The organism is Mycobacterium sp. NTMscope_MAC_269 (assembly GCF_976985695.1).
The window spans coordinates 929,146-940,652 of sequence record NZ_OZ335668.1; the positions used below are offsets into that span (position 1 = coordinate 929,146).

The window sequence follows — 11,507 nt, forward strand, 5'->3', positions numbered from 1 at the left end:
GGCCAAAGCGCCTCATTAGACTGGATCGACAACGGTTGAAGGAGATCAAGCAGTGAATACCGCCCACCCACCGAACGGCAGCGGGCGAACCGGGACCGCACGCGTCAAGCGCGGCATGGCCGAGATGCTCAAGGGCGGCGTCATCATGGACGTCGTCACCCCCGAGCAGGCCAAGATCGCCGAGGGCGCCGGCGCCGTCGCCGTGATGGCGCTGGAGCGCGTGCCCGCCGACATCCGCGCCCAGGGCGGGGTGTCGCGGATGAGCGATCCGGACATGATCGAGGGCATCATCGCCGCGGTGACCATCCCGGTCATGGCCAAGGCCCGCATCGGGCACTTCGTCGAGGCGCAGATCCTGCAGAGCCTGGGCGTGGATTACGTCGACGAGTCGGAGGTGCTCACCCCGGCCGACTACACCCACCACATCGACAAGTGGAAGTTCACCGTGCCGTTCGTGTGCGGGGCGACCAACCTGGGCGAGGCTCTAAGGCGCATCAACGAGGGCGCGGCCATGATCCGCTCCAAGGGTGAGGCCGGCACCGGGGACGTCTCCAACGCGACCACGCACATGCGCGCGATCGGCGGCGAGATCCGCCGCCTGACATCGCTGTCCGAAGACGAATTGTACGTCGCCGCAAAGGAATTGCAGGCGCCCTACGAACTCGTGGTCGAGGTGGCCCGGGCGGGCAAGCTGCCGGTCACCATGTTCACCGCGGGCGGCATCGCCACCCCCGCCGACGCGGCGATGATGATGCAGCTCGGCGCCGAAGGCGTCTTCGTGGGCTCGGGCATTTTCAAGTCCGGCGACCCCGCCGCGCGCGCCGCGGCGATCGTCAAGGCCACCACCTTCTACGACGATCCCGACGTGCTGGCCAAGGTCTCACGCGGGCTGGGCGAGGCGATGGTCGGCATCAACGTCGAGCAGATCGCGGAGCCCCACCGGCTGGCCGAACGCGGCTGGTAAAAACAGTCCGTGGCGATCGAAGAGATCCTCGATCTCGAGCAACTCGAGGTCAACATCTACCGCGGCAGCATCTTCAGCCCGGAATCAGGATTCCTGCAGCGCACCTTCGGGGGCCACGTGGCAGGCCAGTCGCTGGTGTCGGCGGTGCGCACCGTCGACCCGCGCTACCAGGTCCACTCGCTGCACGGATACTTCCTGCGGCCAGGGGACGCTTTAGCGCGCACGGTCTTCATCGTGGAGCGCACCCGCGACGGCGGCTCGTTTGCCACCCGTCGCGTCAACGCGATCCAGCACGGGGAGATCATCTTCAGCATGGGCGCGTCCTTCCAGACCGACCAGGACGGCATCCACCACCAGGACGCAATGCCGTTCGCTGTGCCACCCGACGACCTACCCAACTTCATCTCGCAGGGCGGCATCTTCGACGATGCCGGGTTTCAGCAATTCGCCGAGTGGGACGTCTGCATCGTGCCGCGCGAGCGCCTGCAGCTCTCGCCGGGCAAGGCCGCCCAGCAGCAGGTCTGGTTCCGCCACCGCGACCCGCTGCCCGACGACCCCGTGCTGCACATCTGCGCGCTGGCCTACATGAGCGACCTGACGCTGCTGGGGTCGGCGCAGGTCACCCACCTCGACGTGCGGGAGCACCTGCAGGTCGCGTCGCTGGACCACGCGATGTGGTTCATGCGGGCGTTCCGGGCCGACGAGTGGCTGCTGTATGACCAGTCCTCGCCGTCGGCCAACGGCGGGCGCGCGCTGTGCCAGGGCAAGATCTTCACCCAGTCCGGCGAGATGGTCGCGGCGGTCATGCAGGAGGGGCTGACCCGCTTCAAGCGGGGACATCAGCAGTGAGTGCCCCCCGGATCGGGGTCCTCGCGCTGCAGGGCGACACCCGCGAGCACCTGGCGGCCCTGCGCGAAGCCGGCGCGGAATCGATGCCGGTGCGCCGGCGCGGCGAGCTGGAGGCGGTCGACGGGCTGGTCATTCCCGGTGGGGAATCGACGACCATGAGCCACCTGTTGCTCGATCTCGGCCTCCTGGAGCCGCTGCGCGGGCTGCTGGCCGACGGGCTGCCCGCCTACGGCGCGTGCGCCGGGATGATCCTGCTCGCCAGCGAGATCCTGGACGCCGGAGCCGGCGGGCGGGAGGCGCTGCCCCTGCGTGCGATCGATATGACCGTGCGGCGCAACGCTTTCGGGCGTCAGGTCGACTCGTTCGAGGGGGACATCCCGTTCGCCGGGCTGACGGACCCGGTGCGCGCGGTGTTCATCCGCGCGCCGTGGGTCGAGCGCGCGGGTGACGGCGTGGAGGTGCTGGCCAGCGCCGCCGGTCACGTCGTCGCGGTGCGCCAGGGCCGCAAGCTGGCGACGGCGTTTCACCCCGAGGTGACCGGCGACCGGCGCATTCACCAGCTGTTCGTCGACCTCGTCACCGGCTGACCTAACGCCGCGAAACTGTAACTGGCAACGCATTCGCCCGAGTGGAGCCGTCGGCAGTTGCAGTCTCGCGGTCCACGTAGACTCGTCTGGCCACAAAAACAAGAGGACTCCCAGATAGGACAGCAATGAGCGGCCATTCCAAGTGGGCCACCACAAAGCACCAGAAGGCCGTCAAAGACGCGCGCCGCGGCAAGGAGTTTGCCCGGCTGATCAAGAACATCGAGGTCGCCGCCCGCACCGGCGGCGGTGACCCGGCCGGCAACCCGACGCTCTACGACGCCATCCAGAAGGCGAAGAAGACCTCGGTGCCCAACGACAACATCGAGCGTGCCCGCAAACGCGGCGCGGGTGAGGAAGCCGGTGGCGCCGACTACCAGACGATCATGTACGAGGGCTACGGACCCAACGGCGTCGCGGTCCTGATCGAGTGCCTGACCGACAACCGCAACCGCGCGGCCGGCGAGGTCCGGGTGGCCGTCACCCGCAACGGCGGCAACATGGCCGACCCCGGCTCGGTGTCCTACCTGTTCACCCGCAAGGGCGTCGTCACGCTCGAGAAGAACGGCCTGACCGAGGACGACGTGCTGACGGCGGTGCTCGACGCCGGGGCCGAGGACGTCAACGACCTCGGCGAGAGCTTCGAGGTCATCTCCGAGCCCACCGACCTGGTCGCGGTGCGTACCGCGCTGCAGGACGCCGGCATCGACTACGAATCCGCCGAGGCCAGCTTCCAGCCGTCGGTCAGCGTGCCGGTCGACGTCGACGCCGCCCGCAAGGTGTTCAAATTGGTCGACGCGCTGGAGGACAGCGACGACGTGCAGAACGTGTGGACCAACGTCGACCTGTCCGACGAGGTGCTCGCCGCCCTCGACGAGGACTGACCCTCAGGACTAGTCGTACCCGTGCCGCATGTCCTCGACGATGCGCGGATTGTCCAGGGTCGACGGCTCCATGGGCCGCGGCGCGATGTCGCCGGGGAACACGCCTGCGGCCTCGAGCACCTGTTGGTTGAGGAATCGTAGCGGGGGAGCGTCGGGCGGCACCGTCGGTACGGGCGCGGTGTCCGCGCGCTGCGCCAGCGCGAATCCCCAGTCACCGAACGTCGGCACGTGCACGTGATACGGCGTGACCGCGTAGCCCGCCGCCCGGATCGTCGACACCGTGCGCCAGTACGCCGTCGGGGTGGAAAACGGGCTGCCCGCCTGCACCGCCACCAGCCCGCCGGGGGCCAGCGCCCGGGCGGCCAGCGCGTAGAACTCGGTCGAATACAGCCGACCCAGCGCGGGCGTGTCGGGATCGGGAAGGTCGACGATGATCGCATCGAACCGGTCGACGTCGGGCCCGCGCAACCAGGTCATCGCGTCCTCGGTCACCACTCGCACCCGCGGGTTGTCCAACGAGCCGCCGTTGGCGCCGCGCAGCGTGGTGCGCGCGATGTCGATCACCGCGGGGTCGAGCTCGACCTGCACGATCGTGGAAATGCCGGGCTGGCGCAGCAATTCGCGAGCCACCAGGCCGTCGCCGCCGCCGAGAACCAGCACCGAACACGCGCCTTTCCCGAGCGCGGGGTAGACGAGGCTTTCGGTGTAGCGGTATTCGTCGCGGGTGGAGAACTGCAGGCCGCCGTCGAGGTAAAGCCGGGTGTCGTTGCCGCGGCGAGTCACCACGATCTCCTGGTAGGGCGTGTGCCGGTAGGCGACGATCGGATCGGCGTAAAGCCTTTGCCTGCTGGTGGTTTCGACGTCGGCCGAACGCAGCAGCAGGGTGGCGAGCAGCCCTAGCGCGGCGGCCAGCGCGCACAGTGCCAGCAGCAGCTGGCGCGTCGAAACCACTTGGCGCAGCAGGAAAATCGCGACGACGGTCGCCGCCGCCAGGTTGATCACGCCGGTGGCCGCCGCGCCACGGATCATCCCCAGTTGCGGCAGCAGCAAAAACGGCCAGACCAGCCCGCCCAGCAGCGCGCCGAGATAATCGGCGGCGTTGAGGTTGGCCAGCGTGCGTCCGGCATCGGTTGCGCCAGCCGTCCGCCCCCGGTGCAGCAACGTCATCAGCAGCGGCACCTCGGCACCGACCAGCCCGCCGATCAGGGCCGTGCTCACCGCCAGCACCCACGTCGAACCGACCGAGCCGTCCAGAAACGCGAACACCATGTACAACGCCGCGGCCGACAGCCCGCCGATGACGCCGAGGGCCGCCTCCACGGCGATGAAGGTGATCGCCGCGTGCGCCAGCAGCGGCTTGACCAGCAGGGCGCCCACGCCCAACGCGGCGATGTAGCCCGCGACGATCAGCGAGGTGGCGACGATGCCGCCGCCGTCGAGGCTGGCCGACAACGTCAGCAGCGCGAGTTCGTAAATGATGCCGCAGGCCGCGCACGCCGCCACGGCCGCCAACAGCAGCGCCCGCCACCTCCCCGACGCCGCCGCGGACGGCGCCGCCGGGGGCGTGGCCACATCGCCCGCTGACCTGACGGAGCTCATGACACCGCCGCGGCGGTCACCCCTCCCACGGCGAGCAGTATCAGCGCCACCGCGAACGAGCCGGGATGCAGCACTTGCTCGTCGATGTGCTCGTGGAAACTTCCGGGGATCAGCAAATGCATTGTGAGCAGCGCTATCCCGAGCAGGATCACGCCCATCAGCCCGTACACCGCCACGCCGAGGAGCCCCTGGCCCAGCTGGCTGTAGCTGTTGGCGATCGCGGTGATGATGACGACGGTCAGCGCGATGTACATCGCGCCCGCGACGATGACGGCGTTGGGGCGGCGGTCGATGAACACCAGGTGGCGCAGCTTTCCCGGGGTCAGCACATCGACCACGTAGAACCCGACCAGCAGGACGGCCATGCCGACGACGAAGTACAGGATCGTCGCGACCGCGCCTTTCAGGACGGGATTGAGGTCGACGGTTCCGATGTCGACGGCGAGGTACATGGTTCTCTCCTTTGCGGTGGTGCCATCATTTGGTTCCGCCCGGGCCGCCGGGGCTGCCTCCGGAACCACCCGACGGGGAGCCGGGGGTGAATCCGGGGCCGAGGAAGATGAACGCGCCGTGGCTGTAGCCGGCGCTGAGCGGCTCGACGCGGATGCTGCACGGGTGGGTGCCGTCGGGGCCGACGATCACGATGTTGTTGCTGTAGCGCAGGTATTCGGTGTTGCCGTTGTCGGCGCGCGCCTCGGGCCGCGCGTATGCGACGAGCGCGTCGGCCGTCTGTCGGGGCGATCCGCTGCACTGGTAGCGTGTGCCGTTCACGTCGTGGGCGTACTCGTGATAGTGGCCGGCGACGTAGGACGCGATGTTCTTCTGCAGCAAGATGATTCCGATCAGCAGGCACACCACGGCGCCGGCCGCCAGCAGGCCGGCGATCACGAACAGGCGGGTTCGGCTCACGGTTGCCACCGGCTCGCGGTGTGCACCACCGTCCCGCCGGTGCCGACGGGATGCCCCGGGTACAGATGCCATGTCTGCCAACGCCATCCGGCGCCGTCGGGTTCGGCGGCCAGCACGGTCAGCGCGGCGTCGTCGCCGGGGAATGTGCCACCGAGCCAGCCCGGTTGTCGGGCGCAGCGGGCGCGCAGGTCGCGCGCGAGGCGGCGGAAGGCCGCCTCGTCGCGGGTGTCGGTGCGCGATTGCAGTCGGTAGCCGGGGGCATCGGTGCGTTCGGGCAGGTCGGCCCCGAGGCCGCGGGCGGTGCAGGAGACCTGCTCGGAGAACCGGCCCGCGGCGTGCTCGACCGCGACGACGTGCGACGCACCGAGCACCCCGAGCAGCAGCGCCCCCGCGCCGCCGGGGTGGTCCAGGCGGCAGGTGGCCAGCGGCGGCGGGACGGGCGCGTTGAGCGCGAGTCCCAGCCTCTCCCCGGATACGTCCGCCGGGGTCACGGCGAGCTGATGAAGGGGCACCGGCCTGACCTCGCGCGCGTTAGGCGGGGCTGGGCGGGGGCGCCGCGTACACCGTGAGTTCGCCGGGCGACACGGACTTGCCCGTCGACACCTCCCACGGCATGTCCGCGGCCCAGCGCTCGAAGGAGAGCAGGACCGTCTCGTCCTCGTTGGTGCAGTCCACGAATTCCATCTCGCCGCCGGCCGGCAGCCCGGTGGTGCCTTCGGTCGTGTAGGAGGCGCGGCCGCGTTCGGTTTCGTGAAACATCACCCCGTCGACGACGTAGGGGTCGCCGGGGCGCAGCGGCACGTCCTTGCGGGTGACCCACATCGCCAGTTCCAGCCGCCCGTCGTCGTCTTCGACGCTGAACCAGATCGGCTGGTCGCCGCCCTCGAGCAGATGTTCCCACCAGACGAACGGTCCCTCGCGGAAGGTGACCGATCCGCGCACGATGTAGTCGGTGCCGCCGAAGCTGACGATGGCGCCGGGGCCGAGTTGGCGCGGCCCGAACTGGGGCATCGCGTCCGACGCGAGCGGATCCGGGCGGCCTGGGGGCTGGGCGCGTTGCTTGGGGCGCCGCAAAGCGATGACGAGCACGACGATGGACGCGATGAACAGCACGATGGCGAGCATGACCAGCAGAGATCCCATGCGAGCCTCCCGTTGCCACAATGCTTGAGCGAACGTGGGCTAAAGCTAACAGCTTTTGCGCGGGTTCGGCGCGGTAACCTCGCGGCCCGGGAATCGGCGGCACCGCCGCGTGTCGCACCCGGGGCCGTCGGTGCCGGCCGCTAGGGTATCGAACAGCTGTTCTACTAGGTGGGAGCGGGTAATGCGGGTGATGGGCGTCGACCCCGGCCTGACCCGGTGCGGGCTGTCGGTCGTCGAAAGCGGGCGCGGGCGCACCGTCGTCGCCCTCGACGTCGACGTGGTGCGCACGCCGTCGGACGCGCCGCTCGCCGAGCGGCTGCTGACCATCAGCGACGCCGTCGAGCACTGGCTCGCCACGCATCAGCCCGACGTCGTCGCCGTCGAGCGCGTGTTCTCCCAGCTGAACGTGTCGACCGTGATGGGCACCGCCCAGGCCGGCGGCGTGGTCGCGTTGGCGGCGGCCAAGCGCGGCATCGACGTGCACTTCCACACCCCCAGCGAGGTCAAGGCCGCGGTCACCGGCAACGGCGCGGCCAACAAGGCCCAGGTCACCGCGATGGTCACCAGAATCCTTGCGCTGCAAGCCAAACCGACACCGGCGGATGCCGCCGACGCGCTGGCGTTGGCGATTTGTCACTGCTGGCGGGCGCCGATGATCGCCCGGATGGCGGCCGCCGAGGCGCTGGCCGCCGAGCAGCGGCAGAAGTACCAGGCCAAGCTGAAGGCCGCCCGATGATCGCCGCGGTGCGCGGCGAGGTGCTCGAGGTGGCGCTCGATCACGTGGTGATCGAGGCCGCCGGCGTCGGTTACCGGGTGAACGCGACGCCGTCGACGCTGTCCACGCTGCGGACCGGGACCGAGGCACGGCTGATCACCGCGATGATCGTCCGCGAGGATTCGATGACGCTGTACGGCTTCACCGACACCGACACCCGCGACCTGTTTTTGACCCTGCTGTCGGTCTCGGGGGTCGGGCCGCGCCTGGCGATGGCGACCCTGGCCGTGCACGACGCCGGCGCGCTGCGCCAGGCGCTGCACGACAGCGACGTCACCGCGCTGACCCGGGTGCCCGGGATCGGTAAACGCAGCGCCGAACGGATGGTCCTGGAGCTGCGGGACAAGGTGGGTGCCGGCGCGGCGGGCGGGGGAGCGGCAGGCGCCGCCGGCGGCGGGCTCAATGGCCACGCGGTCCGCGGGCCGGTGGTGGAGGCGCTCGTCGGACTCGGGTTCGCGGCCAAGCAGGCCGAAGACGCCACCGACAAGGTGCTGGCCGCCGACCACGACGCAACCACCTCCGGTGCGCTGCGCGCCGCACTCTCGTTGCTGGGTAAGTCCCGATGACCCCCGACGACCTCGGCGACGACTGGTCGGACCGGGACGTCTCGGGCGCGCTGGCACCCGGCGAGGGTGACATCGACGTCAGCCTGCGGCCGCGCTCGCTGCGCGAGTTCATCGGTCAGCCACGGGTCCGTGAACAGCTGCAGCTTGTGATCGAGGGGGCCAAAAACCGCGGCGGCACACCGGATCACATCCTGCTGTCCGGTCCGCCGGGGCTGGGCAAGACGTCGCTGGCCATGATCATCGCGGCAGAGCTCGGCTCCTCGTTGCGGCTGACGTCGGGCCCCGCGCTGGAACGCGCCGGGGATCTGGCGGCCATGCTGTCCAATCTGGTCGAGCACGACGTTCTATTCATCGACGAGATCCACCGCATCGCGCGGCCCGCCGAGGAGATGCTCTACCTGGCCATGGAGGACTTCCGGGTGGACGTGGTCGTCGGCAAGGGCCCCGGCGCGACGTCGATCCCGCTGGAGGTGGCGCCGTTCACCCTGGTCGGGGCCACCACCCGGTCCGGCGCGCTGACCGGCCCGCTGCGGGATCGATTCGGCTTCACCGCGCACATGGACTTCTACGAGCCCGCCGAGCTGGAGCGGGTGCTGGCGCGCTCCGCCGGGATCCTGGGAATCGAACTCGGCGCCGACGCGGCCGAGGAGATCGCCCGGCGCTCGCGCGGTACGCCGCGAATCGCCAACCGGCTGCTGCGCCGGGTGCGGGACTTCGCCGAGGTGCGCGCCGACGGCGTGATCACCCGCGACGTCGCCAAGTCCGCGCTGGCGGTCTACGACGTCGACGAACTGGGGCTCGACCGGCTGGACCGGGCGGTGCTCTCCGCGCTGACCCGCAGCTTCGGCGGCGGCCCCGTCGGGGTGTCGACGCTGGCGGTGGCGGTCGGCGAGGAGGCCACCACCGTCGAGGAAGTGTGCGAGCCGTTCCTGGTCCGCGCCGGCATGGTGGCCCGGACCCCGCGCGGCCGGGTGGCCACCGCCCAGGCGTGGACGCATCTGGGCATGGCGCCACCGGCCGGGGCCGCCGGTCTCGGGCAGCCCGGGCTGTTCGAGTAGCGATCCCGACCGTAGGTCCGGCGCGCGCAGCAAACAATCGCGTGGCCCGCGTCGGGTTACATCGTGGCGACGTGGGTAACCAACCTCACAGCAGTAATGCCTCGTGAAGGAGACTGAAGATGAGGAACAGGCGCCACGACTATGAACGCCCTCGCGCGCTGTACATGCCACGTACCCGTGGCGCGCTAACCGGGTTACTCCTGATCCTTTTGGGTGCTTGGGGTGCGTTGGTTCCGTTCTTCGGACCCAACATCGATTGGGCTTACGCCGTGGACCCGGCATGGACCTGGACGGCGGCCAAGGGCTGGCTGGAGGTGCTTCCCGGGGCCGCCGCGGCGGTGGGTGGCCTGCTGGTGCTCCTCTCCGGCAATCGCGCCAACGCGGTCTTCGGGGGCTGGCTGGCGGTCCTGGGTGGCGCCTGGTTCGTCGTCGGTCGCGCGTTCGCCCCGACGCTGGGCATCGGGGACGTCGGTCAGCCGATGGCCTCAGCGGACTTGAAGCGGGCCCTGCTCGAGGTCACCTACTTCACCGGTCTCGGCGCCCTGATCGTGTTCTTGGGCGGGGCCGCGGTGGCGCGCCTGGCGGTTCGCCACGCGCGCGACGTGGTGGCGACCCAACCGGCGCCCGTGGCGGGCGAGGCCGTGCCGGCGGCCCAACCGGCCATGTATGACGAGACCAGCGGCATGACGTCCGCACGGACGGACGCGGTGACCGCGGACGCGGCGCCCCGGGAGCGCGGCGGGCGGGGCCTGTTCCGTCGCCGTCAGGGCGGCGGCCTGTTCCACCGGCACCACCATGCCGGCGTCTAGGCCGTAGCCGACAACGCAAAACGGCACCGGCAGCCCTTGGCTGCCGGTGCCGTTTTGCGCCAAGGTAGACCGAGCAACCGCACCGGCGAGGAGGACGCGATGATCACGACCGCGCTGCTGTTCGCCGCGCTGGCGGCGTTACTGCACGTCTACATCTTCGTGATGGAATCGTTGACCTGGACCTCGCCGCGCACCCGCGCCACGTTCGGCACCACCGCCGAGGAAGCCGAAACGACCAAGCTGCTCGCCTTCAACCAAGGCTTTTACAACTTGTTCCTCGCCCTCGTCACCGGCATCGGCATCGCGGTAATTGCTCTGGGGCACAAGGACGTTGGCGCGGCGCTCGTGTTCGCCGGCGTCGGATCGATGGCCGCGGCCGCGGTGGTGTTGCTGGCCTCCGCACCCGACAAGGGGCGGGCCGCGCTGACCCAGGGCACCTTCCCGGCGATGGCGATAGTGCTGCTGTTGCTCGGCCTTCAGTAGTAACACCAGTCCCACCAGCCTCAATAACCACGGGCGTGGGTTGGCTTTCGTTTGCCGCGTGGGTTACTAGTGGAAGTCGCCGGGTACCCATCTCGAGCCGGAAACAGGCCCGGTATTCAACGAGGGGATGTCATGAAATACGCAGAAGACGGCCGAACCCGCGGGCTGAGCATGCCGCGCTCGCGAGGCGCGGTCAGCGGATTGCTCCTGGTCATTCTGGGAGCTTGGGGGGCGTTAATACCGTTTGTCGGTCCACACTTCAACTTCGCGTACACGCCGGACCGAAACTGGGCGTGGAGCTCGGCCCGGGGCTGGCTGGAAGTCGCGCCGGGAGCGGCCACCGCACTGGGCGGCCTCCTTTTGATCGTTGCCGGCAACCGCGTCGCCGCGATGCTCGGCGGGTGGCTGGCCGTGCTGGCCGGTGCCTGGTTCGTCGTGGGCGGCGAGGTCGCCCCGCTGCTCGGAATCGGCTCCGCCGGCGACCCGATCGCCGCGACCGACCGCAAGCGCGCGGTGCTCGAGGTCACCTACTTCTCGGGCCTGGGCGCGCTGATCATCTTCGTGGGCGGCGTCGTGTTGGCCCGCACCGCCGTACGCCTGGCGCGCGACGTGCAGCCTTCGGCGCCGGCCGCCTCAGGCGTTCCGGCCGTTGAGCCGTATCGGGATTCGGTTTACGAGCAGCCGGCCGAGGTCTCCTCGGGTGCGCTGACCAAGCCGCGCGCGTCGTCTGACCCCGAACCAAAGCGGGGATGGCGTCGCCACCGCGCAGGTGCGGGATCGGGGGGTAACGCCGCGTATCTGCGGTGGCCGCACCCGCAGCAGTAGTCAGCACACTACAAACAAGTTGCCCAGCCCCAAAAGGGCTGGGCAACTTGCTGTTCGGC

15 protein-coding genes are annotated in these 11,507 nt (G+C 69.9%); 10 read left to right on the forward strand and 5 right to left on the reverse strand.

Annotation, left to right across the window (positions count from 1 at the left end):
• Nucleotides 1-52 precede the first annotated feature (52 nt).
• The 4 genes from pdxS to ACZ50Z_RS04755 all read left to right on the forward strand — a co-directional run bounded on the left by pdxS (nt 53) and on the right by ACZ50Z_RS04755 (nt 3,281).
• Nucleotides 53-964 carry a pyridoxal 5'-phosphate synthase lyase subunit PdxS gene (gene pdxS / locus ACZ50Z_RS04740; protein WP_464482495.1) on the forward strand — a complete coding sequence of 304 codons (912 nt, stop codon included), beginning with the start codon at nt 53-55 and terminating at the stop codon, nt 962-964.
• Nucleotides 965-973: 9 nt separating this feature from the next.
• Entirely contained in the window at nt 974-1,813 is an 840-nt protein-coding gene (gene tesB, locus ACZ50Z_RS04745; protein ID WP_464482496.1) for an acyl-CoA thioesterase II, read from the forward strand.
• Nucleotides 1,810-2,400, forward strand: a complete 591-nt coding sequence (gene pdxT / locus ACZ50Z_RS04750) for a pyridoxal 5'-phosphate synthase glutaminase subunit PdxT (protein ID WP_464482497.1) — start codon at nt 1,810-1,812, stop codon at nt 2,398-2,400. The genes tesB and pdxT overlap by 4 nt, the downstream gene beginning before the upstream one ends.
• Before the next feature lie 125 nt (nt 2,401-2,525).
• Nucleotides 2,526-3,281 carry a YebC/PmpR family DNA-binding transcriptional regulator gene (locus ACZ50Z_RS04755; RefSeq protein WP_464482498.1) on the forward strand — a complete coding sequence of 252 codons (756 nt, stop codon included), beginning with the start codon at nt 2,526-2,528 and terminating at the stop codon, nt 3,279-3,281.
• A gap of 9 nt (nt 3,282-3,290) precedes the next feature.
• Here the strand turns inward: ACZ50Z_RS04755 and ACZ50Z_RS04760 are convergent, their stop codons facing one another.
• The 5 genes from ACZ50Z_RS04760 to ACZ50Z_RS04780 are packed head-to-tail and all read right to left on the reverse strand — an operon-like array spanning nt 3,291 to nt 6,932.
• Entirely contained in the window at nt 3,291-4,880 is a 1,590-nt protein-coding gene (locus tag ACZ50Z_RS04760; protein ID WP_464482499.1) for a polyamine aminopropyltransferase, read from the reverse strand.
• The gene (locus ACZ50Z_RS04765; protein WP_464482500.1) at nt 4,877-5,332 is read right to left on the reverse strand and encodes a DUF350 domain-containing protein; all 456 of its coding nucleotides are present in this window, start codon (nt 5,330-5,332) and stop codon (nt 4,877-4,879) included. The genes ACZ50Z_RS04760 and ACZ50Z_RS04765 overlap by 4 nt, the downstream gene beginning before the upstream one ends.
• 25 nt (nt 5,333-5,357) lie before the next feature.
• Entirely contained in the window at nt 5,358-5,789 is a 432-nt protein-coding gene (locus tag ACZ50Z_RS04770; protein WP_464482501.1) for a DUF4247 domain-containing protein, read from the reverse strand.
• Entirely contained in the window at nt 5,786-6,301 is a 516-nt protein-coding gene (locus tag ACZ50Z_RS04775) for a DUF2617 family protein (protein ID WP_464482502.1), read from the reverse strand. Before ACZ50Z_RS04775 ends, ACZ50Z_RS04770 begins: the two co-directional genes overlap by 4 nt.
• A gap of 19 nt (nt 6,302-6,320) precedes the next feature.
• Nucleotides 6,321-6,932, reverse strand: a complete 612-nt coding sequence (locus ACZ50Z_RS04780) for a DUF4178 domain-containing protein (protein ID WP_464482503.1) — start codon at nt 6,930-6,932, stop codon at nt 6,321-6,323.
• 181 nt (nt 6,933-7,113) lie between these two features.
• Between ACZ50Z_RS04780 and ruvC the strand changes: the two genes are divergently transcribed.
• The 6 genes from ruvC (at nt 7,114) to ACZ50Z_RS04810 (ending at nt 11,448) form a co-directional block, all read left to right on the forward strand.
• Nucleotides 7,114-7,668 (forward strand): crossover junction endodeoxyribonuclease RuvC, encoded by a 555-nt coding sequence (ruvC, locus tag ACZ50Z_RS04785; RefSeq protein WP_464482504.1) that lies wholly within the window; start codon nt 7,114-7,116, stop codon nt 7,666-7,668.
• Nucleotides 7,665-8,273, forward strand: coding sequence for a Holliday junction branch migration protein RuvA (gene ruvA / locus ACZ50Z_RS04790; protein ID WP_464482505.1), 609 nt, complete (start codon nt 7,665-7,667; stop codon nt 8,271-8,273). The genes ruvC and ruvA overlap by 4 nt, the downstream gene beginning before the upstream one ends.
• Nucleotides 8,270-9,331: a Holliday junction branch migration DNA helicase RuvB gene (gene ruvB, locus ACZ50Z_RS04795; protein WP_464482506.1), complete on the forward strand. Its 1,062-nt coding sequence runs from the start codon at nt 8,270-8,272 to the stop codon at nt 9,329-9,331. The genes ruvA and ruvB overlap by 4 nt, the downstream gene beginning before the upstream one ends.
• Before the next feature lie 119 nt (nt 9,332-9,450).
• The gene (locus ACZ50Z_RS04800; protein WP_464482507.1) at nt 9,451-10,140 is read left to right on the forward strand and encodes a hypothetical protein; all 690 of its coding nucleotides are present in this window, start codon (nt 9,451-9,453) and stop codon (nt 10,138-10,140) included.
• Between the two features lie 99 nt (nt 10,141-10,239).
• Nucleotides 10,240-10,623, forward strand: coding sequence for a DUF1304 domain-containing protein (locus ACZ50Z_RS04805; protein WP_464482508.1), 384 nt, complete (start codon nt 10,240-10,242; stop codon nt 10,621-10,623).
• Between the two features lie 132 nt (nt 10,624-10,755).
• A complete protein-coding gene (locus ACZ50Z_RS04810; RefSeq protein WP_464482509.1) occupies nt 10,756-11,448 on the forward strand; it encodes a hypothetical protein in 693 nt (230 codons plus the stop codon).
• Nucleotides 11,449-11,507: the final 59 nt, after the last annotated feature.